22 protein-coding genes, 1 pseudogene and 1 riboswitch are annotated in these 25064 nt (G+C 72.8%); of the genes and pseudogenes, 10 read left to right on the forward strand and 13 right to left on the reverse strand.

The annotated features are described in order from the left end of the window. Positions 1–9: 9 nt before the first annotated feature. Together ELX43_RS11955 and ELX43_RS11960 are read right to left on the reverse strand one after the other, a co-directional pair. Complete coding sequence (locus ELX43_RS11955) at positions 10–534, reverse strand: MOSC domain-containing protein (protein WP_206518008.1); 525 nt, start codon at positions 532–534, stop codon at positions 10–12. 33 nt (positions 535–567) lie between these two features. After that, entirely contained in the window at positions 568–2496 is a 1929-nt protein-coding gene (locus ELX43_RS11960) for an Hsp70 family protein (RefSeq protein ID WP_164860647.1), read from the reverse strand. A 316-nt stretch (positions 2497–2812) separates the two neighbouring features. Here ELX43_RS11960 and ELX43_RS11965 point away from each other — a divergent pair, with 316 nt between their 5' ends. The 4 genes from ELX43_RS11965 (at position 2813) to ELX43_RS11980 (ending at position 6790) form a co-directional block, all read left to right on the forward strand. Beyond that, positions 2813–3856: an iron-siderophore ABC transporter substrate-binding protein gene (locus ELX43_RS11965; protein WP_127783625.1), complete on the forward strand. Its 1044-nt coding sequence runs from the start codon at positions 2813–2815 to the stop codon at positions 3854–3856. A gap of 38 nt (positions 3857–3894) precedes the next feature. Continuing rightward, complete coding sequence (locus ELX43_RS11970; protein ID WP_241249911.1) at positions 3895–4896, forward strand: iron ABC transporter permease; 1002 nt, start codon at positions 3895–3897, stop codon at positions 4894–4896. A 65-nt stretch (positions 4897–4961) separates the two neighbouring features. After that, positions 4962–5978, forward strand: a complete 1017-nt coding sequence (locus tag ELX43_RS11975; RefSeq protein ID WP_241249912.1) for an iron chelate uptake ABC transporter family permease subunit — start codon at positions 4962–4964, stop codon at positions 5976–5978. Then, the gene (locus ELX43_RS11980; RefSeq protein WP_127783627.1) at positions 5975–6790 is read left to right on the forward strand and encodes an ABC transporter ATP-binding protein; all 816 of its coding nucleotides are present in this window, start codon (positions 5975–5977) and stop codon (positions 6788–6790) included. Before ELX43_RS11975 ends, ELX43_RS11980 begins: the two co-directional genes overlap by 4 nt. A 3-nt stretch (positions 6791–6793) precedes the next feature. Here ELX43_RS11980 and ELX43_RS11985 read toward each other — a convergent pair whose 3' ends face one another. Both ELX43_RS11985 and ELX43_RS11990 read right to left on the reverse strand, forming a co-directional pair. Continuing rightward, complete coding sequence (locus ELX43_RS11985; protein WP_127783628.1) at positions 6794–8539, reverse strand: ABC transporter ATP-binding protein; 1746 nt, start codon at positions 8537–8539, stop codon at positions 6794–6796. Next, positions 8536–10215 carry an ABC transporter ATP-binding protein gene (locus ELX43_RS11990; protein ID WP_206518009.1) on the reverse strand — a complete coding sequence of 560 codons (1680 nt, stop codon included), beginning with the start codon at positions 10213–10215 and terminating at the stop codon, positions 8536–8538. Before ELX43_RS11990 ends, ELX43_RS11985 begins: the two co-directional genes overlap by 4 nt. 153 nt (positions 10216–10368) lie before the next feature. Here ELX43_RS11990 and ELX43_RS11995 point away from each other — a divergent pair. Both ELX43_RS11995 and ELX43_RS12000 read left to right on the forward strand, forming a co-directional pair. After that, positions 10369–11401: pseudogene (locus tag ELX43_RS11995) on the forward strand (alcohol dehydrogenase catalytic domain-containing protein). 61 nt (positions 11402–11462) lie between these two features. Then, a complete protein-coding gene (locus ELX43_RS12000; protein WP_127783629.1) occupies positions 11463–12143 on the forward strand; it encodes a nitroreductase in 681 nt (226 codons plus the stop codon). 37 nt (positions 12144–12180) lie between these two features. Here the strand turns inward: ELX43_RS12000 and ELX43_RS12005 are convergent, their stop codons facing one another. From ELX43_RS12005 to ELX43_RS12030, 6 genes are all read right to left on the reverse strand, one after another. After that, complete coding sequence (locus tag ELX43_RS12005) at positions 12181–13953, reverse strand: GMC family oxidoreductase N-terminal domain-containing protein (RefSeq protein ID WP_127783630.1); 1773 nt, start codon at positions 13951–13953, stop codon at positions 12181–12183. Between the two features lies 1 nt (position 13954). Further along, positions 13955–14608, reverse strand: a complete 654-nt coding sequence (locus ELX43_RS12010) for a hypothetical protein (RefSeq protein WP_241248929.1) — start codon at positions 14606–14608, stop codon at positions 13955–13957. Between the two features lie 213 nt (positions 14609–14821). Then, positions 14822–15217, reverse strand: coding sequence for a hypothetical protein (locus ELX43_RS12015; RefSeq protein ID WP_206518010.1), 396 nt, complete (start codon positions 15215–15217; stop codon positions 14822–14824). Between the two features lie 119 nt (positions 15218–15336). Next, complete coding sequence (dmpG, locus tag ELX43_RS12020) at positions 15337–16395, reverse strand: 4-hydroxy-2-oxovalerate aldolase (RefSeq protein ID WP_127783633.1); 1059 nt, start codon at positions 16393–16395, stop codon at positions 15337–15339. Then, the gene (locus ELX43_RS12025; protein ID WP_127783634.1) at positions 16392–17348 is read right to left on the reverse strand and encodes an acetaldehyde dehydrogenase (acetylating); all 957 of its coding nucleotides are present in this window, start codon (positions 17346–17348) and stop codon (positions 16392–16394) included. Before ELX43_RS12025 ends, dmpG begins: the two co-directional genes overlap by 4 nt. Beyond that, positions 17348–18121 (reverse strand): fumarylacetoacetate hydrolase family protein, encoded by a 774-nt coding sequence (locus ELX43_RS12030; RefSeq protein ID WP_277601729.1) that lies wholly within the window; start codon positions 18119–18121, stop codon positions 17348–17350. The genes ELX43_RS12025 and ELX43_RS12030 overlap by 1 nt, the downstream gene beginning before the upstream one ends. Positions 18122–18330: 209 nt before the next feature. On the opposite strand from ELX43_RS12030, the gene ELX43_RS12035 reads away from it, so the two are divergent. After that, complete coding sequence (locus tag ELX43_RS12035) at positions 18331–19143, forward strand: IclR family transcriptional regulator (RefSeq protein ID WP_241248930.1); 813 nt, start codon at positions 18331–18333, stop codon at positions 19141–19143. Between the two features lie 10 nt (positions 19144–19153). Here ELX43_RS12035 and ELX43_RS12040 read toward each other — a convergent pair whose 3' ends face one another. After that, on the reverse strand, positions 19154–19912 hold the full coding sequence (locus ELX43_RS12040; RefSeq protein WP_127783636.1) for an enoyl-CoA hydratase-related protein: 759 nt from the start codon (positions 19910–19912) through the stop codon (positions 19154–19156). Between the two features lie 37 nt (positions 19913–19949). Further along, positions 19950–21497, reverse strand: coding sequence for an MFS transporter (locus ELX43_RS12045; protein WP_241248931.1), 1548 nt, complete (start codon positions 21495–21497; stop codon positions 19950–19952). A 219-nt stretch (positions 21498–21716) separates the two neighbouring features. On the opposite strand from ELX43_RS12045, the gene ELX43_RS12050 reads away from it, so the two are divergent. Together ELX43_RS12050 and ELX43_RS12055 are read left to right on the forward strand one after the other, a co-directional pair. Beyond that, positions 21717–22739 (forward strand): NAD(P)-dependent alcohol dehydrogenase, encoded by a 1023-nt coding sequence (locus tag ELX43_RS12050; protein WP_127783637.1) that lies wholly within the window; start codon positions 21717–21719, stop codon positions 22737–22739. A 274-nt stretch (positions 22740–23013) separates the two neighbouring features. After that, complete coding sequence (locus ELX43_RS12055) at positions 23014–23682, forward strand: GAF and ANTAR domain-containing protein (protein WP_164860648.1); 669 nt, start codon at positions 23014–23016, stop codon at positions 23680–23682. A gap of 16 nt (positions 23683–23698) precedes the next feature. Here the strand turns inward: ELX43_RS12055 and ELX43_RS12060 are convergent, their stop codons facing one another. Continuing rightward, on the reverse strand, positions 23699–24388 hold the full coding sequence (locus ELX43_RS12060) for an NADPH-dependent F420 reductase (protein WP_127783639.1): 690 nt from the start codon (positions 24386–24388) through the stop codon (positions 23699–23701). A gap of 126 nt (positions 24389–24514) precedes the next feature. After that, positions 24515–24626, forward strand: a riboswitch (SAM riboswitch). Positions 24627–24631: 5 nt separating this feature from the next. Here ELX43_RS12060 and ELX43_RS12065 point away from each other — a divergent pair. Continuing rightward, positions 24632–25063 carry a hypothetical protein gene (locus ELX43_RS12065; RefSeq protein WP_127783640.1) on the forward strand — a complete coding sequence of 144 codons (432 nt, stop codon included), beginning with the start codon at positions 24632–24634 and terminating at the stop codon, positions 25061–25063. Position 25064: the final 1 nt, after the last annotated feature.

Consider the following 25064-nt stretch of genomic DNA (forward strand, 5'->3'; position numbering starts at 1 on the left):
CCCGGCGCCTCAGACCAGGCGCAGGGGTCGGTGCGGCGGCGCCGGCAGCTCCACCACCACCGGGTCGCCGGGCTGCACCTGCCCGCCGACGAGCACCACCGCCATCACCCCGGCCTTGCGCCGCACGATGCGTCCACGGTGGTCGCGGTCGGACACCGCTCGGCGCAGCCCCGGCTGGAACCGGTCGATCAGCACGCAGGGGTTGCGCAGCCCGGTGAGCTCGACGACCGACTCCGCGCCCAGGCTCAGCCGGGTGCCGGTGGGCAGCGCCAGCAGGTCCACCCCGCGAGTGGTGACGTTCTCCCCCAGCGCCCCGGGGGCCACCTCGAAGCCCTCGGCGCGGAGCTCGTCGTGCAGCTCGGCCTGCAGCAGGTGCACCTGGCGCAGGTTGGGCGCGGTCGGGGTGCGCGACGCCGCCCAGCGGTGCTGCACGGTGGCGCCGGCGTGGGCGTCACCGTCCACGCCGAGCCCGGCCAGCAGCCGGATCGCGTCCTGGTTGGTCTTGCTGAACGCGTGCTTCGCCGCCCGGCTCACCGCTTCCACCTGCACGGCAGCAGACCTTAGCGCTCAGCCCAGCGGACGCACGGTGGTGGCGATCTGCTCCACCACCGCCGCACTCACCTCGTCCGGCACGCCCCGGGCGGCGTGCACCACCAGCACGAAGGCGCGCCCGGGGGTCGAGCCGGGCAGTGCGTAGGCGTACATCGCCCCGGCCGGCGCCGAGCACTCCTGCTTCTTGGCCAGCGGCGCGGTCACCTCCACCAGCGAGCCGGTACCGGCCGGGCTCACCACCGTCCGCGGGGCGCCGGGCGCCAGCGGGGGCACCACCCCGGCGTCGTCGGTGAAGGCCACCGTCGCCCACCGGGTGGCCACCTGGAGAGCCGCGGCGGCGGGATCAGCCTGGTCGGAGCCGGTGAGCGCGGAGTTGGCCTTGGACGTGAACTGGTCGCAGAAGTCGCTGGCGAAGGAGGTGTAGCCCTTGCCCACCACCCGGTCCCCGCTCTTGGTCTCGAAGCCGCCGATGGTGCCCTCCGAGGCAACCTTCCAGCCGGGCGGGACGTCGTAGGCCGCACCCCGGTCGGACGAGGCCACCGTCTGCCAGCCCGCCACCAGCGGCGGCGGTGCCGCGGCGGCGGTGGACGTCGTCGTCGGCGGCGTGCTGGTGGTGGTGGGAGCGGTGCTGGTGGTCGGGGGGGTGCTGCTGGTGGTGGGCGCTGGGGCGCTGCTGGCGGGCTGGGCGGTGGCCGGCGCGCTCGCCGGCTGGTTGAGCACCACCACCACGACGGCGACGACCAGCACCACCACCAGCGCGGCGGCCGCGGCGATGGCCGCCAACGCCGTGCGGGAGCTGCCGCTGGTGGGCACGGGCTGGTGGGCAGGCGCTGCGGTCGCAGTCGGCCCAGCCCACCCACGTGGCGGTGCCGCAACGGCTGGTGCCGCAACAGGCGGCTCCACCACGGACGCGCCCAGCACGGTGGCGCTCGTGTCGCCGTGGCCGAGCACGCTGAACCGGGTGGCGAGGGAGTCGGCGACCCCGGGGGTGCGGGCGAAGCCGCCCAGCAGGACCACGCCGGCCAGGTCGGTCGGCGCCACCCCGGCCTGCTGCAGCGCACCGCCGAGCAGGTCCAGCCCCCGGCTCAGCTGCGGCGCCAGGAGGTGGTCGAGCTCCTCGCGGCCCAGCGGCAGGCTCGCGAACGGCGGTGGCAGCGCCACGGCGGTCACCGACTCGGCGGAGAGCTGCTCGCGGGCGAGTCGCACCCGCTGCCGCAGGGCCAGGGCCGACCGGCGGCTGGGCAGGTCGCGCGGCTGCACCAGGCTCTGCCACGCCGCCGGGTGCTCGCCGGAGACGGCGGCGCCCACGTGCTGCACCAGCAGGGCGTCCGCCCCCACTCCCCCGACGCCGCCCGCGCCGGCGGCCGCCAGCAGCCGCGGGCCGCCCGCACCCACCACGACCACGGCCGTGCTCAGCCCGCCGGCGCCCACGTCGTGCACCACGAACGGCTGGTCGGTGGGGACCACCCCGGCGCGGTGGCAGTGCGCGGCCGCCGCCAGCACCGAGGGGACCACCCGCACGTCCGCCCGCGCCCACGGCGTCGCGGCGACGGCGCTATGCAGTGCCTGGGTCTGAGCCGCCGACCAGTACGCGGGCACCGTGAGCAGCACCTGGCCGGGGTGCTGGTCAACCAGCTGGTGCACCGCCTCGCCCACCGTGGTCAGCACCGCGGCGAGGGCGTCGACCACCCGGACCGGTCGCCCGCCCAGCACCAGGGTGCTCTCCGGTGCCCGCAGCACCGGGTGCGCCTCGTATCGGTCCGGCTCGTGCTGGCCCCAGTGCCGGGCCTCGCTGCCGGTGAGCAGGCTGCCGTCCTCGTGGGCGTACACCGCCGAGGGCATCGACGCTGCCCCGTCGAGCTCCACCACCCGCGGCGGGACGCCCGGCCCGGCCAGCGCAGCCTTGGTCCGGTCTGCACCCAGGTCCACAGCCAGCTGCCACATCATTTGTCTCCCAGTGAGTTCCGCGTGACCGTCATGCTGTCACGCGGAAGGCACCGGCCCGAGCAGCCGCACGACTCGCGTCACGCCGGCACCCGGCCCGTGGGCGAGCGCGTCGTCACCACCCACCCCCAGCAGGCACTATGGTTAGCCTCGCCTTAGTGTGTGCGAGCGGTCTCTCCAGACTGGACGGTTCGACTCTCGGGACCGGACAGCGTTGTCCTCCCACCTGCACCACCTGTGCTCCGGCACGCCGAAGCCTCGCTCCAGCACGCGCGCGCGGACACCCGCCGCCGGTACCACCTTCGAAAGGACGCACATGTTCCGCGCCAAACCCCTCGCCACGCTCACCGTGGCCGCGCTGCTGACGGCCACGCTGGCCGCCTGCTCGTCCTCGGCCACCGACACCGAGGCCAACGCCGGCACCACCAGCGGCGACACCTGGACCCCGGTGACCATCGAGCACGCGCTCGGGAAGACGGTCATCGAGAAGAAGCCCGAGCGGGTGGCGACGGTCAACTGGGCCAACCACGAGGTTCCCCTGGCTCTCGGCATCGTCCCGGTCGGCATGGCCGCCGCCAACTTCGGCGACGACGACACCGACGGGCTGCTGCCCTGGGTCAAGAAGAAGCTCGACGACCTCAAGGCGCCGACCCCGGTGCTCTTCGACGAGACCGACGGCGTCGACTTCGCGGCCGTGGCGGACACCAAGCCGGACGTCATCCTCGCGTCGTACTCGGGCCTGACGCAGCAGGACTACGACACCCTCAGCCAGATCGCCCCGGTCGTGGCCTACCCCGAGGCCGCTTGGGCCACGCCGTGGCAGGACATCATCAAGCTGAACAGCAAGGCGCTGGGCAAGGCCGCCGAGGGCGACAAGCTGATCGCCGACATCCAGCAGCAGGTCAAGACCACGGTCGCCAAGTACCCGCAGCTCGCCGGCAAGTCGGCCATGTTCGTCACCCACATCGACCCCAGCGACGTGAGCCAGATCGGCTACTACACCACCCACGACACCCGGACCCTGTTCTTCGAGGACCTGGGGCTGACCACGCCGGCCAGCGTCGCGAAGGCCTCGGCCGACACCAAGAAGTTCTCGCTCAAGCAGAGCTCGGAGCAGATCGACTTCTTCAACGACGTCGACATCATCACCGGCTACGGCGACGCCGACGGCAAGCTCCTGCAGCAGCTGCAGAGCGACCCGCTGCTGTCCAAGATCCCCGCCGTCCAGCGTGGCTCGGTGACCCTGCTGCCCGGCAGCACCCCGCTGGCCACCGCCGCGAACCCGACCCCGCTCGCCATCTCCTGGGTGCTCGAGGACTACGTCAAGCTCCTCGCCGCAGCCGCGGACAAGGTGAAGTGACGAAGCTCGACCCTCTGCCGACGCCGGACGCCGCACTCGTGCGGCGTCCGGCGTCGGCGCGCACCCTGTGGCTGCTCGCCGCGCTCGTGCTGCTGGCGGCCGTCGCGCTCGCCTCCGTGGCCATCGGCTCGCGCACGGTCGGCTGGGGCGACATTCTCGCCGGCCTCAGCGGGAGCGAGGCCACCCTGGAGGAAGCCGCGGTCAGCAAGCGGGTTCCCCGCACCCTGCTCGCGCTGATCGTGGGTGCCGCGCTCGGGCTGTCCGGTGGCGTCATGCAGGGCGTCACCCGCAACCCGCTGGCCGACCCCGGGATCCTGGGCGTGAACATGGGTGCCTCGCTCACCGTGGTCCTCGGCATCACCTTCTTCGGCCTGACCTCCCCCACCAGCTACATCTGGGTCGCCATCGCCGGGGCCGCCGTCGCGGCCACCTTCGTCTACGCCGTCGGCTCGCTGGGCCGCGGTGGCGCCACCCCGCTCAAGCTCGCCCTGGCTGGGGCGGCCACCTCCGCCGCCCTCGCCTCGCTCGTCACCGCGATCACCCTGCCCCGCAACGACATCGCCGGGGGCATTCGCCTCTGGCAGATCGGCGGCGTCGGCGGTGGCTCGTACGACAAGATCGGGCAGATCCTGCCGTTCCTGCTCGTGGGCTTCGCCCTCTGCCTGCTCTCCGCCCGCGGGCTCAACTCCCTGGCCCTGGGTGACGACCTGGCCGCCGGGCTGGGCGAGAACGTCGTCGTGGTGCGCGCGCTCGCCGCGGTCGGGGCCGTGGTCCTGTGTGGCGCCTGCACCGCCGTGACCGGGCCCATCGGGTTCGTCGGGCTCGTCGTGCCGCACGCCTGCCGGCTGCTGGTGGGGGTGGACCACCGCTGGATGCTGCCGTTCTGCGCGCTCCTCGGTGCGTCCCTGCTCACCGCCGCCGACGTGGTCGGCCGGATCGCCGCCCGCCCCGGCGAGCTCGACGTGGGCATCGTGACGGCGCTGATCGGTGCCCCGTTCTTCATCTACATCGTCCGGCGACAGAAGGTGCGGGCCCTGTGAGCGTGCAGACGGCGGCAACCCCAGCCCCGAAGCCACCGGCACCGAAGCCGGCGACCCCGACGGCGGTGCTGGTCGCGCGGGGCCGGCGGCGGCGGGGCCGGCGGCGCCAGCTGGTGATGGCGGTGCTCGCCGCGCTGATCGTGGCCGCCTTCGCCGTCAGCCTGATGTGCGGCGACACCTTCTACCCGCCCGCCGAGGTGTGGCAGGTGATCCGCGGCGAGCAGGTGCCCGGCGCCACCTTCACCGTCGGCCGGCTGCGGCTGCCGCGCGCGGTGCTGGCCGTGGTGGCCGGGCTGTGCTTCGGCCTGGGTGGCGTCACCTTCCAGACGATGCTGCGCAACCCGCTGGCCAGCCCGGACATCATCGGCATCAGCTCCGGGGCCAGCGCGGCGGCTGCCTTCGCCATCATCACGCTGTCCCTCGGCGAGACGCAGGTGTCCATCTTCGCGATCGTCGCCGGCCTCGGGGTGGCGCTGCTGGTCTACGTCCTGTCCTTCAAGGACGGCGTGGTCGGGACCCGGCTGATCCTCATCGGCATCGGCCTTGCCGCGATGCTCGACAGCCTGACCGCCTACGTGCTCTCCACCGCGGCCGAGTGGGACCTGCAGCTGGCCACCCGCTGGCTGACCGGCAGCCTCAACGGCGTGGCCTGGACGCAGGTGGTGCCGGTGCTCGTCGCCCTGGTGGTGCTGGCCCCGGTGCTGCTGGGCCAGGCCCGCAACCTCACCACCAGCGAGCTGGGCGACGACACCGCCTCGGCCCTGGGCGTGCGGGTGGACCGCACCCGCCTGGTCGTCATCATCGCCGCGGTCGGCCTGATCGCCTTCGCCACCTCGGCCGCCGGACCCATCGCCTTCGTCGCCTTCCTCTCCGGGCCCATCGCCGCCCGGCTGGTGGGCCCCGGCGGGTCGCTGCTGGTGCCCGCCGCCCTCGTCGGAGCCCTGCTGGTGCTGGTCGCCGACTTCTGCGGCCAGTTCGCCTTCGACACCCGCTTCCCGGTGGGGGTGGTCACCGGCGTGCTCGGTGCGCCCTACCTCGTCTACCTCATCGTCCGCACCAATCGCGCGGGAGGCTCCCTGTGACCACTACCCACACTCTCGCCGTCGAGGACCTCACCCTCGGCTACGGCGACCGGACGGTCATCGAGTCCCTCGACCTGCTGGTGCCGCCCGGCAAGATCACCGTGATCGTCGGGGCCAACGCGTGCGGCAAGTCCACGCTGCTGCGGTCGATGTCGCGGCTGCTGTCCCCGCAGGCGGGCCGGGTGGTGCTGGACGGCAAGTCGCTGCACCGCCTGCCGGCCAAGGAGGTGGCGCGCACGCTGGGGCTGCTCCCCCAGTCACCGATCGCCCCCGAGGGCATCACCGTCGCCGACCTCGTCGGCCGCGGCCGCCACCCGCACCAGTCCCTGTTCTCCCGGTGGAGCAAGGAGGACGACGCCGCCGTCGCCGACGCACTGGACGCCACCCAGACGGCGATGCTGGCCGACCGCTCCGTGGACGAGCTCTCCGGCGGCCAGCGGCAGCGGGTGTGGATCGCCATGGCGCTGGCCCAGCAGACCGACCTGCTGCTGCTCGACGAGCCCACCACGTTCCTCGACGTCAGCCACCAGGTGGAGGTCCTCGACCTGCTCACCGACCTGAACCGCTCCCGCGGCACCACCATCGTGATGGTGCTGCACGACCTCAACCTGGGCGCCCGCTACGCCGACCACCTCATCGCCCTCGCCGGGGGCCGGCTGCACTCCGCCGGCGAGCCCAACGAGGTGCTCACCGAGGAGTGCGTGCGCACCGTGTTCGGCCTGGACTGCCAGGTGATCCCCGACCCCACCTCGGGCAAGCCGCTGATGCTGCCGATCGGGCGCCACCACGTCACCGCGGCGGCGCACCACTAGCGCCTAGGTGCCCGACCACGCCTTCCACAGGATGGCGTAGGGCCCGCCGGCCTCCACCAGCTCGGCGTGGGTGCCGGTCTCCACCACCCGGCCGTCGTCGAGCACCACCACCTGGTCGGCCGAGACGGCCTGGGTCAGGCGGTGGGCGATGGTCAGCGAGGTGCGTCCGCGGGTGGCGGCCAGCGCGGCCTGCTCCAGGTCACGGGCGCCCACCGAGCCGGCCTCGGCGGTGGCCTCGTCCAGCACCACCACCAGCGGGTCGGCCAGCACCACCCGGGCCAGCGCCACCTGCTGGGCCTGGGCGGGGGTGAGCACCGCGGCGCCGTCGCCCACCACGGCGTCCAGCCCGCTCGGCAGCGCCGCCACCCATCCGGTGGCCCCCACCTCGGCCAGCGCGGCCGACACCTGCTCGTCGCCGGCGGCCGGGGCGGCCAGGGTGAGGTTGTCGCGCAGGGTGCCGGTGAAGACGTGCACCTCCTGGCTCACCAGGGCCACGGTCGGACGGCCGTCCACCGGCTGCACCTGCGCCAGCGGCACGCCGCCCACCCGGATCTCTCCCGAGGTGGGCTGCAGCCGGCCCGCGACCGCAGCACCCAGGGTGGTCTTGCCCGCTCCGGTCGCACCCACCACGGCCACTCGCTGGCCGGCGGGCACGGTGAGGGTGACGTCGGCGAGCACGGCCCGGCCCGGGGTGTAGCTGTGGCCGAGCTGGTGCACGGTGACGGTGCTGTCCGCCGGGGCCAGCAGGCCCGCACGGACGGCCGGCGGGGGCAGCTGCGCCAGGCCCACCACCCGGGTCAGCGACGCTCCCGCCGACTGCACCTGGTCGAAGAGCATGATCACCGCGGCGATCGGGTTGAACAGGCGGTGGAAGAACAGCGCGGCCGCGGTGGCCGCACCCACGGTGCCCCAGCCGCCCCGCACCAGCACGAACCCGGTCCCCAGCACCAGCAGCAGCCCGATCAGCTCGGAGCGGTTGGTGCGCGCGCCGAAGCGGGTGAGCAGCCGGTAGACGTCCACGGAGATCTGCACCGACCGCCAGGAGGCCGCGTCCACCTTCTGCTGGTGGGCCTCGGCGATGCCGAAGGCGCGCAGGGTGCGGCTGGCGTGCATGCCGGTGAGGAACGCCTCGGCCCGCTCCCCGTTGGCGACGCGCTCGCGCCGGTAGTACGGCCCGGAGCGGGGCAGGTACCAGCGCAGCCCCAGTGCGTAGAACGGCAGGATGGCCAGGCCGGCGAGCCCGAGGCGCCAGTCCAGGGTGAACAGCCCGCCCGCGGTGAACACGATGGCCACCACCGAGGTGACCAGCAGCGGGATCGCGGTGGTGAGGGAGTCGGCCACCAGCCGGACGTCGTCGCCGATGCGGGAGAGCAGGTCACCCGAGCCCGCCTCCTCCAGCGTCGCGCTGTCCAGCCGCAGCGCGCGGTCCAGGGCCTCCTCGCGCAGCTCGGCCAGGGCCGGCTCGGCCACCCGGGCCAGCAGCAGGCTGGACAGCCAAGTGGTCACCCCGGTGGCCACCCCGGCGCCGGCGATCCAGGCCACGGCGACGGACAGCTGCCCGGAGGTGCCGCCGGAGGAGACCAGGTCCACGATGCGACCCAGCTGCACCGGCCCGACCAGCCCCGCCAGCCCACCCGCGGCGAAGGCGAGCAGGCAGGCCACCAGGGCGGCGCGGCGCTGGGTGAGCAGCCCGCGGGCCAGTCGCCAGGCCTCGCGCCCGGAGGCGATCGGCAGCAGCGTGCCGCTCATCGCAGCACCGCCTGCCGGTAGGCCTGCTGGTGGACGAGCTCGGGGTGGGTGCCGGTGGCGACCACCCGGCCCCCGCGCACGTGCAGCACCCGGTCGGCCTGGCTGAGCAGGGCCGGGCTGCTGGTGAGCACCACGGTGGTCCGCCCGGCGCGCACCGCCCGCAGCGCCTGCCCGATGCGCAGCTCGGTGACGGCGTCCACCGCGGTGGTGGGGTCGTGCAGCACCAGCACGTCGGCGTCGCCGGCCAGGGCGCGGGCCAGGCCCAGCCGCTGGCGCTGCCCGCCGGAGAGCGTGGTCCCGCCCACGGCCACCGGCTCGGCCAGGCCGAGCGGGGCGTGGTCCACCACGTCGTCGGCCGCCGAGGCGGTGAGCACCTCGCGCAGCTGCTCGGGGTCGAGGCGACCCAGCGGGTCGACGTTGGAGCCCAAGGTTCCCTCGAAGAGGTCGACGTGGTGGTCGGCGACCAGCAGCCGCCGCCGCACCGCCGTGGCGTCCAGGTCGGTCAGCCGCTGCCCGCCCAGGCACACGCTGCCGCGCTCGGGCACCGCCTCGCCGCGCAGCAGGGTCATCATGGCCACCGCGTCGGCGGGGTCCTCGGCCACCACGCCCACGATCTCGCCGGGCCGGGCCACCAGGCTCAGCGCCTGCAGCGGGCCGTGGTGCACCTCCTGCAGCTCGAGCGGGCCGTCGGCGTCGGGCTGGTCGCCGAACACCACCAGGTGCGGGCTCGCCAGCACGGCCACGATCCGACCGGCCGAGGCCTTCGACTTGGCGACCTGGGCGACCAGGTAGGCCAGCGTGCGCATCGGCTCGGCGATGAACTGGGCCAGCCCCACCACGGCGATCAGCTCGCCGACGCCCAGCTCGCCGTCCAGGGCCCGGGTACCGGCCAGCAGGGCCACCACGGCCAGGAAGATGCCGCTGAGCCCGGCGGTGACGCCGTAGAGCACGCCCTCCCAGCGGGCGGCGGAGACGGCGGCGCCCGCGGCCTCGCGGCTCTGCCGCTGGTAGCGGGCCAGCGCGGTGCCCTCGGCGCTGATGCCCTTGAGCGGGCGCAGCCCCTGCACCAGGTCGGTGGCCACGCCGATGGCCCGCCCGGACGCGGCCTGGCGCACCTCGCTGCGCCGGGCCAGGGCGGGGGCCAGCAGCTGGGTGCAGGCCAGCACCAGCGGGACCCCCACCAGCACCACCACCGCCAGGACCGGGTCGATGCTGGCCAGCACCACCGCGGTGACCACCAGCCCCAGCACCGCGGCCACGGCGTAGGTCACCTGCTGCAGCACCCCGCTGGCCATGTCCGCGTCGGCGGTGGCGACGCTGAGCAGGTCGCCGGGCGGCTGCTCGGTGCGCGCGCCCCGGTCGTCGAGCACGTGCGCGGAGACCTCCGTGCGCAGGCGGTGCCCCTCAGTCTGCGTGGCCCGGAAGCCGATCCGCGAGCCCAGCCGGTAGGAGGTGCTGAGCACCCCGAAGTGCACACAGAGGACGGCACCCCACAGCAGGGCGCGGGACACGTCGCCGGTGGCCACAGCAGCGTCGATGACCACGCCGATGAGGACGGGGACGAAGACCTCGCAGACCTGCCACACCGCGATCAGGGCGACCGAGCCGGCGAGCGGGCGGCGGTTGCGGTGCACCGCGCGGCGGAGCAGGGCCCCGGCAGTGGCAGGAGGAGACACCGCGTGAGGCTAGCCTAACGGCGGCACGATCTCCGCTGGCCCCAGGCGTGTTCGCTCCGGTGCGCCGCGGTCGGCCGGGGTGGCGCAGGTGCACGGCGCCGCCGCTCGGCTCGTCGTACTCTCGGTGTGAGCCGCACCCGAGAGGAGCCGCTCGTGCGCGCAACCCTGATGTACGGCGCCGGCGACGTCCGCGTGGAGCACGTCCCCGACTCGTCGATCAAGGAACCCACCGACGCGGTGGTGCAGGTGGCGCACTCCTGCATCTGCGGCAGCGACCTGTGGCCCTACCGCTCGCTGCCCCGCACCGACCACGGCCGGCGCATGGGACACGAGTTCATCGGCGTGGTGGCCGACGTCGGCGCCGAGGTGCTGGAGCTGCGGCGCGGTGACCTGGTGGTCGCCCCGTTCATGTGGGCGGACAACACCTGCGACTTCTGCCGGGAGAACCTGCAGACCTCGTGCCGGCACGGCGGCAACTGGGGTCACCACCGCGACGGTGGGCAGGGCGAGGCGGTGCGCTGCCCGCAGGCCCAGGGCACCCTGGTGCGCCTGCCCGTGGCCGCCGACTCCGCGCTGATGCCGTCCCTGCTCACGCTGTCCGACGTGCTCTGCACCGGCCACCACGCGGCGGTCTCGGCCCGGGTGGGCCCGCGCACCCAGGTCACCGTCATCGGGGACGGCGCGGTCGGGCTGTGCGCGGTGCTCGCGGCCAGGCGCCTCGGCGCGGAGCGGATCATCCTGATGGGCCGCCACCCCGACCGCACCGCCCTGGGCCGCGAGCTCGGCGCGACCGACGTGGTGGCCGAGCGCGGCGAGGAGGGCGTGGCGCTGGTGCGGGAGCTGACCGGCGGCGACGGCACCCACGCGGTGCTGGAATGCGTGGGCACGGCGGAGTCGCTGGGGATGGCCCTGGACGCGGTGCGCGACGGCGGTGCCGTGGGGCGGGTGGGGGGCCGCGCAGTACACCGAGGTGCCGATGGGCTTTGGCACCATGGCCCGCAACATCACACTCTCCGGCGGCGTGGCCCCGGCCCGGGCCTACATCAACACCCTCATGCCCGACATCATCGAGGGCGCCATCGACCCCGGCCGGGTCTTCGACGCACAGCTGCCGCTGGCGGAGATCGCCACGGGCTACGCGGCCATGGCCAACCGCGAGGCCCTCAAGGTCCGCGTCGTCCCCTGACCAGTCTCACTGGGAGGCAGCGCCCGTCCCCTGGCCGGCGGCGGCCACTCATACTCAGCACATGACTGATCGACATACTGCCGATGCCGTCGCCGACGTGCTCGCGGCCCGGTACAGCTGCCGCGGGTTCCTGCCGGAGGAGGTCCCCGAGGAGACCATGCGGACGATGTTCACCCGCGCCCAGCGCACGGCCTCGTGGTGCAACTCCCAGGCCTGGCAGGTGCACGTCTGCTCCGGGGAGCAGACCAGCCGCTTCGCCAAGGGCATCGCCGAGTGGGCTGCCACCCACCCGCAGCAGCCCGACCTGGAGCCGCCGGCGAGCTACGAGGGCGCCTACCTGGAGCGCCGCCGCAGCGCCGGGTTCGGGCTGTACCAGGCCATGGGCATCGGCCGGGACGACCCGGAGGGCCGGATGCGCCAGGGCGCGGAGAACTTCCGGTTCTTTGGCGCCCCGCACGTGGCGGTGATCAGCAGCCCCCGCGCGCTCGGCACCTACGGCGCCGTGGACTGCGGCGGCTACGTCGCCACCCTGCTCACCGTGGCCCAGAGCCTCGGGGTGGCCACCATCGCCCAGGCCGCCATCGCGCTGTACTCCGACTTCGTGCACGACTTCCTCGGCCTCGGTGACGACCGCTCGGTGGTGTGCGCAGTGTCGTTCGGCTACGCCGATCCTGCGCACCCGGCCAACTCCTTCCGCACCGACCGCGCCGAGCTCGACCAGGCGGTCACCTTCCTGCGCTGACGCCCGTGCGGCGCAGGAAGGTGACCGCGGCGCCGAGTCAGATCCCCCGCTGCACCACCGCCTGGGTGACCCGGTCGTCGATCGAGGAGACCGGGTTCTCCTTGCCCACCCACGAGTCGCCGCCGAAGTGCTTGGCGAAGATCTTCTCCGCCGTGCGGGTGGCGATGGCCTGCGTGGTCAGGGTGGGGTTGGGACCACCGAGGCTGTTCGCCAGGGCCGAGTTGTCGGTGATGTAGAGGCTCTTCACCCAGCGGGCCTCGGCGTCGGAGTCCAGCACGGAGTCCTGGTGGCTGATCCCCATGCGCATGCTCGACTGCACGTGCAGGATCAGCGGCGGCCAGTCGGAGCGGTGCACCGACTTGGCCCCGGCGGCCCGCATCAGCTCGACGGCCGTCCGCGTGCAGTGCTCGCGGTTGCGCCGAGTGCGGGCCGAGCGGGCGCGGTGGTTGATGGTGAGTCGCGGGACCCAACCGCCGTCGTCCGGGGGCAGGAACCCGGGCACCGTCACCCGGTTGCCGGGCTCGACGTCGTCATCGGTGATCACCAGCGCCCACAGCGTGCGGTCGGCGTCGGAGAGGGTGTTGAGCAGGTCGTGGCCGACGAGCCGGCCCATCGTGTCTGCCCCGGCCGAGCCGACCACACCACCGGCCCGGCCGTAGCCGTGGATGCCGGAGTCGCTGTAGTTCGCCGAGTACGCCTGCAGCGCGGGCGGCAGCGCCACCTGCTCGATCCCCCCGTACCCGGGCAGGTCGACCCGGGCGTTGGACCCGGCTCCCCCGGTCTGGCCGGTGTACTCGTCGAACACCCCGGCCACGCCGTCCAGGTGGTGGTCGGTCAGGCCCCGGCCCACCCAGTCGTTGGGGTTGGGCAGTCCGGAGTTGAACCACAGCCGGGGCGACTCGAGGGCGCCTGCTGCCAGCACCACCACCTTCGCCTGCGCCTCGTGGAACACCCCGTCGGTGGTGCGGAACCGGACGCCGTGCGCGGTGCGCTGGCCCCAGACGTCGTGCGAGAGGATCTGGGTGACCATGGCGTCGGTCACCAGGGTGACCGGCTTGCCGGTCGGTGACCACGCGTCGGCGGTGAGCATCATCGGGACGTAGGAGTTGTCGGTCGAGCGCCGGGCCTTGAGGTTGCGTGGTGCCCCGAGCGGCAGGTAGCAGCCCTGGTAGCAGTGACCGCACATGGTGCACCCCTGCGCCTCGGGGTAGTGCAGCCGCGCGTCGTCGTCGGTGCGTCCCGCGGTGCCCCCGGGCTGCAGGATCGCGTTCTGCTGGGCGCGGTGGGACGGGCCGGTGGTGTCCAGGGTGGTCTGGTGCGGCAGCCCGATGGCGGCGGCGCCGCGCAGGAAGATCTCCTCCTTCGCGCCCATGGGTGCGGTCTGGACGGGGAGGGTGGCTTCCACCCACTCGTAGTAGCGGCGCAGCTCCTCGTACCCGAAGGGAAACAGGTGAGCAGTATCGTACATGTCGCGGTCGGCGCCGTCGTAGCCGAGGAACGCCCCAGGGGCCGCGCGGGGTGAGTTGCCGAAGAAGTGCAGCGTGGTGCCACCCACTGCGGCCACCTGCCACACCCAGGAGTTCTGCGGGAGGTCCCGCAGCCAGGGTCCCTTGGACCGGTCGCCCGGGCCCTGTCGGAGGAACCCGGTGATGGGGTTGTTGGCGTCGTCCTCGAAGTGCGTCCACTCCTTCTCCGGGTCGGCGTAGCGCGGCCCGGCCTCGATCACCAGCACGTCGAGCCCGCGAGCGGCGAGCTCCTTGGCCACCACGGGGCCGCCGCCGCCGGAGCCGATGACGATCACGTCGGTCATGTCAGTCCTCCACGCGGTCGACGCCGCGGTAGTAGCCGAGAAATTCGTTGCGACCGTTGCTCACGCCCCGGTACTTGGTCAGCTCCCACCCCACCGGACGGCCGGTGAGGACGCGGCGCTGGCGGTCGAACGCCGAGTGCTCCGAGAACGCCGCGAAGGCGGCCAGCGTGGGGATGGCGTTGATGGCGAACTCGATGGGCAGCCCCGGCAGCCGCGGGTCGGTGTCCAGCAGCTCGAACACGTGCGCCTTGGCCTGGTGGCTCAGGTTGGCGAAGGGCGCGGCGAACGGTCCGTGGATGGACTGGGGAAACGCCGTCACCGTGAACAGGTTGACCAGCGCGGCGATGGCGATCGACCCGGTCTCCTCGATCCCGAGCAGCCCCTTGATCGGCTCGGGGATGGCCTCGTTGAAGGTCAGCTCGAGCGAGGCCGCCGTGCCCGGGGTGACCCCTCCGGGGCGATCGGTGGCCATGCCCTGGTGCTGGGAGTACCGGTCGTTGCCCGGCACCACGAACGCGAGAATGGCGTTGGTGGTGTCCCGCACTGCCGGCTCCAGCGGGTACGCGGCGGCCTCCGCGCCGGAGAAGATCCATCCCACGCTGGTCAGCGCCGCACCGGTCGCCGCCATTCCGGCGACGAATCGCCGTCGGCTCACCATTGCGTCTTGTGTTTCCACGCTCCACCCCCTGCGGTTCAAAACCCCTCGGTCGCCGAACAATACGAGAGATCGAACCGGCGCGCGGCACAAAGGAGTATTTGTACCGATGCGGAAACGCAGCGCAGTTTTTTACTACGTAGAGTGCTTAATTGTCTCGGTCAGCGCTCACCATTGCGTGCCTAAAACAATGGAAGAAGCAGTGGTGCTGGGCTAGCGCTGGAGGTCGTCGAGCCACTTCGGGTCCGGCCGCGGCGGGAGGTTGGCCACGGCGGCCTGCACCAGGGCCACGCGGGCCCGCACCAGCACCCTGCGGCGCAGCCGGCCCACGTCCTCGGTGAACAAGCCCTCCACGGCGTCGGTCACCTGAGCGGTGGTCCACGACGGACGCGTGCCCACCGGCACGGGGACCTCGGGCAGCGCGGCAAGCACCGGCAGCAGCTGCTCCCCCAGCGACTCCAGCAGCTGGAAGCGCCGGTAGGGCTCGATCTCCTCCCACGCGGTGTCGACGTCGACCTTGCCGCGCCGGACGTCCTTGCGCTGGCTGGCCAGCACCGTCTTGGCGGCGCCGGTCAGGGCCGCGGTCAGCTCAGGCTGGGAGAGTTGCACGCCCCCAGCATCCCCTGCCCGCCGTGCAGCGCGACGGGCAGGGGCGAGCCCGTCCACGACGCACACCACGCCGCACCGAGAAGCTCCGGTGCGGCGTGGTGCGGGGTCGAGCGAGTGGGTCAGCTGGCCTGGGCGTCGCGCTCTGCGGAGAGGTTGAGCGCGATGTCCACGATCATGTCTTCCTGGCCGCCGACCAGCCGGCGCCGGCCGGCCTCCATCAGGATGGTGCGCACGTCGATGCCGTAGCGCTCCGACGCGGTCTCGGCGTGGCGCAGGAAGCTGGAGTACACCCCGGCGTAGCCCAGGGTCAGCGTCTCGCGGTCCACCCGCACCGGCCGGTCCTGCAGCGGACGGACGATGTCGTCGGCGGCGTCCTGCAGCGCGAAGACGTCGCAGCGGTGCTGGTAGCCGTAGATGTCGGCCACGGCGATGAACGCCTCGATGGGGCAGTTGCCCGCCCCGGCGCCGTGCCCGGCCAGCGAGGCGTCCACCCGGTAGACGCCGTTCTCCACGGCCACCACGGAGTTGGCCACCGACAGCGAGAGGTTCTCGTGCGCGTGGATGCCGATCTCGGTGCCGGCGTCGAGCACCTCGCGGTAGGCCTGCACGCGCTCCTCGACGCCCTTGAGGGTGAGCCGGCCACCGGAGTCGGTGACGTACACGCAGTGCGCGCCGTAGGACTCCATCAGCTTGGCCTGCTTGGCCAGCTCCTCGGCGGGGGCCATGTGGCTCATCATCAGGAAGCCGGAGACGTCCATGCCCATCTCGCGGGCGGTGGCGATGTGCTGCGCCGAGACGTCGGCCTCGGTGCAGTGGGTGGCCACCCGCACCGAGCGCACCCCCAGGCTGTAGGCGTGCTTGAGCTCCTCGATGGTGCCGACGCCGGGCAGCAGCAGGGTGGTGAGCCGGGCCTTGTCGATCACCTCGGCAGCGGCCTCGATCCACTCCCAGTCGGTGTTGGACCCGGGGCCGTAGTTCACCGAGCCGCCGGCCAGGCCGTCGCCGTGGGCCACCTCGATGGCGTCCACGCCGGCCGCCTCGAGGGCGGAGACGATCCGCTTGACGTCGGAGGGCTTGATGCGGTGCCGCACGGCGTGCATGCCGTCGCGCAGGGTGACGTCCTGGACGAAGATCTCGGCGCCCGCGGGCTGGTCGGAGGTGCTCTGGTCGGCGCTCATCGAGCGGTCTCCTTCTTCTGCGCGATCCGCTCGGCGACCTGAACGCCGGCCGAGGTCATGATGTCGAGGTTGCCGGCGTAGGCCGGGAGGTAGTGCGCGGCGCCCTCGACCTCGAGGAACACCGACACCTGGTGGGTGGGCCGGTCGGTCTCACCCTCGGCGAGCAGCGTCTCCACCGGCTGGTCGGCCGGGATCTCCGAGATCTGCACCTTCTGCTTGAGGCGGTAGCCGGGCACGTAGGCGGCGACGTCGCCGACCATCTTCTCGATGGAGGCGCGGATCTGCTCGTGCACCGACTCGTCCGGCGCGGAGACCAGGCAGAACACGGTGTCGCGCATGATCAGCGGCGGCTCGGCCGGGTTGAGGATGATGATCGCCTTGCCGCGCTTGGCCTTGCCGACCTTGACGATGGCGTGCGAGGTGGTCTCGGTGAACTCGTCGATGTTGGCGCGAGTGCCCGGACCGGCCGACTTGGACGCGATGGAGGCGACGATCTCGGCGTACTCCACCGGGACCACGCGGGAGACGGCGGCGACGATCGGGATGGTCGCCTGCCCGCCGCAGGTCACCATGTTCACGTTCGGCTCGTCGATGTGCTCGTCGATGTTGACCGCCGGCACCAGGAACGGGCCGATGGCCGCCGGGGTGAGGTCGATCATCCGCTTGCCCAGCGGACGCAGCTTGGCGTCGTTGGCGACGTGCGCCTTGGCCGAGGTGGCGTCGAAGACGATCTCGATCTCGTCGAAGTTGTCCATCGCCATGAGGCCGTCGACGCCCTCGTGGGTGGTGGGGACCTTCATCCGCTTGGCGCGGGCCAGGCCGTCGGAGTCGGGGTCGATGCCGACCATCGCGCCCATCTCCAGGTGCTGGGAGTGCCGCATCACCTTGATCATCAGGTCGGTGCCGATGTTGCCCGACCCGATGATGGCGACCTTGGTCTTCTTCTCGCTCATCAGTGGTTCTCCTCGGTGGTGGACTGGTTGCCGAACCGGGCGGTGACGGTGCCCAGGCCGGAGATGGTGGCGGTGACGACGGACCCCGCGGCGACCGGCCGCATGGGGCCGAGGGCACCGGAGAGGATGACCTGGCCGGCGCGCAGCGGCTCGCCGAAGGTGCGGGCCTGGTGGGCCAGCCACGCCACTGCGGTGAGCGGGTCGCCCAGGCAGGCCGCGCCGTTGCCGGTGGAGACCTCCTCGCCGTCGATGCTCATGGACATGGTGACGTCCACCGGCTCCACCTCTGCGAGCGTGCGGTGCTCGGAGCCCAGCACGTAGAGGCCGGAGGAGGCGTTGTCGGCCACGGTGTCGCCGAAGGAGATGTCCCAGTTGGTGATGCGGCTGTCCACGATCTCCAGCGCGGCGACGGCGTAGGCGATGGCGCCGCGCACCTGGGCGACGTCCAGCGGCCCCTCGGCGAGGTCCTCGCTGAGCACGAAGGCGACCTCGGCCTCGGCCTTGGGCTGGATCAGCCGGTTGATGGGGATCTCCTCGCCGTCGGCGAAGCCCATGTCGTCGAAGAGCACCCCGAAGTCGGGCTGGTCGACCCCGAGCTGGGTCTGCACAGCCTCCGACGTGGCCCCGATCTTGCGGCCGATGACCCGGGCGCCGCGGTCGGTGCGGGCGGCGTTGAGCTGCTCCTGCACCTGGTAGGCGGCGGCGACGTCGTCGCGGCCGATCAGGTCGCGGACGGGGGCGCAGGCCACTCCGCTGAAGTGCGCCTGCACCAGGCGGTCCGCAGCGGCGGCGACCGTCTCGGCGGCGATGTCCGTGCTGGGCGCCTCGGCGGGCCCGGTCGGAACTTGGTACTGGCTGATGGTGGTGCTCCACTCTCGACAGGTTCTGGTTCACCGGCCACTCTGCGCCACCCAGCGGGCACAGACCACCCCTTCGTCTCGCTCAGCGATACGGTGGGCGAAAGTCGGCCGAGGAGGGCGCGGTGGTGGACCCAGCGGTGGACCCGTCGGTGCACCAGTCGGCGGGAACCGGAGACCTGAACACCGTGCTGGGCAAGGCGGTGGCCATCCTGCGCGCCTTCACCCCGGACGACCAGGTGCTCAGCCTGGCTGAGCTGGTCCGGCGCACCGGGCTGCACAAGGCCACGGTGCACCGCCTGGCCGGTGAGCTGGTGGCCACCCGGCTGCTGGACCGGGTGAGCGGGAGCAGCGCCGGCTACCGGCTCAGCGGCGGGCTGTTCGAGCTGGGCCTGCGGGCGTCGGTGGAGCGCAGCCTGCTGGAGGTGGCCATGCCGTTCCTGCAGGACCTCTACGAGCGCACCCACGAGACGGTGCACCTGGGGGTGCCGGAGGGCCGGGAGGTGGTCTACGTCGCCAAGATCGGCGGGCACCGCCAGGCCGCCACGCCGTCCCGGCACGGCGGTCGGATGCCGTTGCACTGCACGGCCATCGGCAAGGTGCTGCTGGCGCACGCGGAGCCCGAGCTGCGGCGGGCGGTGCTCAGCGGGCGGCTGGAGCGGCGCACCCCGCACACCGTGGTGGCGCCGGGACTGCTGCTGCGCCAGCTGGACGCGGTGGTGGAGCGCGGGGTGGCCTTTGAGCACGAGGAGTCGGCGGTGGGGCTGCAGTGCGTGGCCGCCCCCGTGCTGGGCGCGGACGAGCGGCCGGTGGCGGCGATCAGCGTCACCGGCCCCACGTCGCGGTTTCGCCCGGAGGCGCACGTGGACGCCGTCCGGGCCGCCGCGGCGGCGGTGTCCAGCACCATGGCGCGGCGGGACCTGTTCCTGCCCCGCTGACCGGGTTCGCTCAGCGGCCGGACCAGTCCGGGTCGCGCCGCTCGAAGAACGCGGCGATGCCCTCCTTGACGTCGGCCGAGGCCAGCAGCCGGGCGTGCGCGGCGTTGCTGCGCTGCCAGGACGCCGTCTCGTCACCGCTGATCTCTTCGCCGCCCAGGCGCAGCGCCTCCCGCACGGCCAGCGGCGCGTTGCGGTTGATCTCCTCGGCCAGCGCCAGCGCGGTGGCCAGCGCCTCCCCCGGTGCGGTGAGCCGGTTGACGAAGCCCAGCCGCTCGGCGCGCTCGGCGTCCAGGGTGGCGCCGGTGAGCAGCAGCTCGCGGGCCACGTTGGCCGGCAGCAGGTGCGCCGCCCGGAACGCGCCGCCGAAGTCGGGCACCAGGCCACGCTTGACCTCCGGCAGGCCGAAGGCAGCGGTGCGCGAGGCCACCACCAGGTCGCAGCAGAACACCAGCTCCATGCCCCCGCCCAGGGCCAGGCCCTCCACGGCGGCGATCAGCGGCTTCACCCGGCGGCGGGTGATGAGCCCGGCGATGCCACCGCGCTCGGTGGGCTCACCCGGTCCGGTGGCCAAGTCGGCGCCGGCGGAGAACACCGCGGGGCCGCCGGTGAGCACGCCGCACCACAGCTGCGGGTCGTCGTCCAGCTCGTTGAGGGCGGCGTCCAGCCCGGCGGTGACGTCGGGGTTGAGGGCGTTGCGCTTGGCCTCCCGGTCCAGCCGGATCACCAGCGTCCGGCCCTCACGGGTCGTGGTCACCAGGGGTGTGCTCATGTGCGGCAACGTATCCCGTGCAGGCCACCGGGTGGGGCTAGTGCTCCTGCTTGGTGATGTCCAGCCCCTTGGGCGCAGTGGCGAAGACGACGACGCTGACCACCAGCATGAACACGCCGGCCACCAGGCTGGTGTCGGCGAGCGCGTCGGTGAACGCCACCCTGGCCTGCGCGGCCAGCTCCGGCAGCTGCGCCTGGGTGGCCACGGCGGCGGCTCCGCCCAGGGAGTCCTCCGCAGCGGTCACCAGCTCCGCCGGTACGCCCTGCTCGGCCAGCGCCCCGACGTCCAGGTGGTTGCGGTAGATCACCGCGGCGATGCTGCCCAGCAGGGCGACGCCGAGCACGTTGCCCAGGTCGTAGGCGGTCTCCTCGATGGCGGCGGCGTTGCCCGCCTTCTCCGGCGGGGTGCCGGCCATGATCATGGCCGAGCCGATGGCCAGCGACCCGGCACCGGCGCCGGTGAGCGCCATGGCGATGGCGGCGGTGGTGTAGGTGAGCTCGCCGGGCACCAGGTAGATGAGCAGGCAACCCACCCCGGCGATGGCCACGCCGACGGCCAGCACCGTGCGCGCCCCGATCCAGCGGGCCAGCACCGGAGCCGCCACCGAGGCGACCAGCCCGCCACCGGCGATGGGCAGCAGGTGCACGCCCGACTGCAGCGGGCTCTGGCCCTGCACCAGCTGCAGCCACTGTGCGAGCAGCAGCAGCAGCGCGGCGATGGCCAGCATGGCTCCGAGCGCGGCGACCACGCCGGCGGTGAAGGGGCGGCGGGTGAACAGCCGCACGTCCAGCAGCGGCTCGTCCTGGCGCAGGCAGCGGCGGACGAACACGGTGAGCAGCACGACGGCAGCGAGCAGCGCGGCCCAACCGGCGGGGGCCAGCAGGCTGGTCTCCTTGGCGAAGTGCTTGATGCCCCAGATCAGCGCGACCATCCCGCCAACGGACAGCACGGTGGCGACGAAGTCCCAGCGCCCCGGGTTGGGCACGCGGGCCTCGGGCAGGATCAGCCAGCCGGCCACCAGGGCCACCACCATCAGCGGCACGTTGACCAGGAACGCGGCGTGCCAGCTGAAGTGCTCCAGCAGCGCGCCGCCGACGATGGGGCCGACGGCAGCGCCGATGGAGGACACCCCCGCCCACACGCCGAGTGCGGTGGCGCGCTCGGCGGGGTCGGTGAAGACGGACCGCAGCAGCGAGAGCGTGGTGGGCATGATCATCGCCCCGCCGACGCCGAGCGCGGCTCGGGCGGCGATGAGCTCGGCGGAGGAATCCACCAGCAGCACCACCGCCGAGGCCGCGCCGAAGACCACGAAGCCGCCCAGCAGCACGGCCTTGCGGCCCCACCGGTCGGCCAGGCCGCTCATGGAGATCAGCAGCCCGGCCAGCACCAGCGAGTAGATGTCCACGATCCACAGCTGCTCGTTGGCGGTGGGGCGCAGGTCGGCGGCCAGGTCGGGCAGGGCCACGTTGAGGACGGTGAGGTCCATGGTGACGACGAGCAGGCTTGCCGACAGGACGGCCAGCGACGCCCAGCGCCGGACCACCGACACCGGCGCAGCGACGTCGGTGGACTCGGTGAAGGTCACTGCGGCGCTCCAGGGGTTTGCTCGAGAGGGGCGTTGCCGCCAGCGGAAGCGGTCAGGACGTCCCGGCCACCCGCACACTCTGCCCTGTCCGCGGCCGGCTTGCGTCGAGCCGGTCCGGCAGCCGTCGGCCTCGGTCGCTGCGCGTGGACCATGGAGGGTGGGTCCTGCCGGTCGCGGCCGGTCACGACTCTCCGAAGAGCCACGCGCAGAGGAGAGCCCATGAAGGCCGTGCAGTACCGCAGCTTCGGTTGCCGCCCCGAGCTGGTCGACGTCGACGAGCCAACCCCCGCCTCCGGGGAGATCCTGCTCAAGATCACCGCGTCCGGGTTGTGCCACTCCGACGAGTTCGTCATGGCGTGGCCGCAGGAGACCTACCCCTATCCCATGCCGATGACGCTGGGCCACGAGCCCGCCGGCACGGTGGCCGCGCTCGGCGAGGGAGTGGAGGGCGTGGCCGTCGGGGACTCCGTCATCGTCTACGGCTGCTGGGGCTGCGGGGTGTGCGAGATGTGCGCCGAGGGCTACGAGAACCTCTGCCTCAACGGGATGACCTCACCGGGCCTCGGCCACGACGGGGCCATGGCGGAGTACATGGTCGTCGACTCCGTGCGCCACCTGGTTCCTATCGGCGACCTCGACCCGGTGCGTGCGGCCTCGCTCACCGACGCCGCGCTCACGCCCTACCAGGCGATCAAGAGCGTGCAGCACCAGCTGGTGGGCGGCTCCACGGTGGTGGTGATCGGCGCGGGCGGGCTCGGCCACGTGGCCATCCAGCTGCTCCGCACGCTCACCGCCTCGCGGGTGGTGGCCCTGGACGTGGGTGAGGAGAAGCTGGCCTTCGCCCGGGAGCAGGGCGCACACGAGGCCTTTCAGTCCAACCCGGAGGCGGCAGTGAAGATCCGCGAGCTCACCGGCGGCCGCGGTGCCAACGTGGTGCTGGACTTCGTGGGCGCCGACGTCACCGGGGAGCTGGCCGTGGCCTGCGCCGGGGTGGCGTCGTCGGTGGTGATCGTGGGGGCCGGCAACGGCGGCGCCAAGATCGGTCTCACCAGTGCGCCGTACAACATCTCGGTGTCCACCTCGCTGTGGGGCCGGCGCAAGGAGCTGATGGAGCTGGTGGAGATGGCCCGGCGGGGCCAGATCCAGATCCACACCACCACCTACGGCATCGACCAGGCGCCACAGGCCTATGAGGACCTGCGCGCGGGCTCGATCACCGGCCGCGCCGTGGTGGTCCCCTAGACCGCCCAGCCGCAGCGCCCAGCGCACCGCTCGTGCCAGTACTACAGTCAAGCAAGGTGATTGAGCGGAATGAGTTAGCGTGCCCCAGCGCGCCTGTCAACTAGCTAGCCCGATATGTCCACGTGATGCCCTACCATGCACAGTGCCCCTGGCCCAGTGCCGTGACCAGCGCCGAGCTTCCGAAGGAGAGGTCCACTCCATGGCTGTGCCCACGGACGGTAACGATCGGACTCCTACTGCGGTACACCGGGAGGCGGAGAAGTTCAGCACCGTGATGGGCGAGCTTGCCCGAACGCTGCACCGTGACCACGGCAGCGAGGACGACACCTTGGACGCGGTGCTCACCGCGGTGCTCTCGTCTGTGGTCGGCGCCGAGCACGGAACCATCAGCACAGTCGTGGACCGCAAGGTCGTGCTGCCCAAGGCGACGACCGACGAGCTGGCCCGGCGGATGGACGAGATGCAGACGGAGCTGGGCGAGGGACCCTGCCTCACCGCGATCTACGAGCAAGAGACCCTGCACATCGCCGACCTCGCCGACGAGGACCGGTGGCCGGCCTTCGTGGCGGCCGGCCGCGCGGCCGGGATCGCCTCGATGCTGTGCTTCCAGCTCTACGTCGAGGGTGACAACCTCGGAGTGCTCAACCTGTACTCCTCGCAACCGTCGGCGTTCACCGAGGAGTCGATCGCGACCGGCCTGATCTTCGCGACCCATGCTGCGGTGGCCATCGCCGGGGCACGCCAGGAGCGCACGCTCACCAACGCACTGGTCAACCGCGACATCATCGGCCAGGCCAAGGGGGTCGTGATGGAGCGGTTCACGCTGGACGCCAAGGCTGCCTTCGACCTCATCTCGCGGCTGTCCCAGGAGCAGAACGTGAAGCTGCACATCATCGCCGCTCGGATCGTCGACGACGCCACCAAGAGCGCCGACTCCTCCTAGCCCGGCTGGCTGGGGCTCACATGTCGCGGTAGCGCTTCGCCTGGGCCAGCAGCTCGCGCAGCTGCCCGGCGGTCGCCTGACGCGCCCGGGGTGTCTGGCTCTCGGCCGTGGTGTCGAAGTAGGCGGCGTAGGCGGGGGTGTCGCGCTGGTAGCGCCAGCCCTCGGCGAGCGGGCCGGCGTCCAGGGCGTCGTAGCCCAGCTGGTCGAGCAGCTCGGTGACGGTCTGCTTGGCCCCGGCGTCGTCGCCGGCGATGGCCAGCGCGCTGCGCCCGGGGTTGCCGGCGGGGCGGGCCAGCGTGCCGATGAAGTCGAAGTAGATGTTGTTGAACGCCTTGACCACCTGCGAGTCGGGCAGGTGCGCCTGGAGCAGCTCGGAGACGGTGGTGGACTCGTCGTCCAGCTCGGCGATCTGCCCGTCGCGCTGCGGGTAGTAGTTGTTGGTGTCGATGACGACCTTGCCGCGCAGCGGCTCCACCGGCACCTGCTGGTAGCTCTTGAGCGGGACGGTGACCACCACGAGGTCGCTGGCCGCGGCGGCCTCCTCCGGGGTGGCCGCGCAGGCCCCGGGGCCGAAGGTGCCGACCAGGTCCTGCAGCGTCTCCGGGCCGCGACTGTTGCTGAGCACCACGTCGTAGCCGCGCGTGAGAGCCAGTCGCGCGAGGTTGCTGCCGATGTTGCCGCTGCCGATGAAACCGATGGTGGTCATGGTGCGGACAACTCGGCACGGAGAACAGGTATTCCCCGCTCAGGCCGGTGGGAAGTGTGCGGCACTCCCCCACCGCTGCTCATGTAAGTCGGCACTGTGTCGGCGTTCGGCAGTACAGTTCAGCCCGTTCCCGAGCGACAGCGCCAAGCCCTGCGGCTGGCTGTCCAGCAACCCTCTCCCCCGGGGTGCTTCCGCAGGAAGAACAGGGCCGCGCACCCGGCGCGGCCAAGGATGGGATCGGAGATGACGGCGATGCGCAACGTCGAGCTGCCAGGCGTGGGACCGTGCCGGACGTACCGCAGCGGACACCAGCCGCACTGGATCATGGCGCGGCAGTACCGCTCGCGTGGCCGCTGGGCGACGGTGGTGGGCTTTGACGGCGACCACGTGCTCATCGAGTGCCGCGACGGCTCGCTGCTGCGGTGGTGGCACCACCACCCCTGGCGGCTGCGCGCCGCCGTGGGGGCGCACGGGCCGGCGGTGAAGATCGTGCGCGCAGGCACGGTGCTGCAGTGTGCGGGGCTGTGGTTCCCCTGCAGCAGCGACGGCCCCACCCCGTGCCTGCTGGAGCCACCCGGCGCCACCGAGCCGGTGTCGGCGCTGGTCGATCCCGGCGCGACCGAGCTGCAGCTCGCCACGCTCGACGGCGTCGCGGTCACACCCTGGTGGGCCTGAG

Origin of the sequence: Rhodococcus sp. X156 (assembly GCF_004006015.1) — a bacterium.
Lineage (GTDB): Bacteria > Actinomycetota > Actinomycetes > Mycobacteriales > Mycobacteriaceae > X156.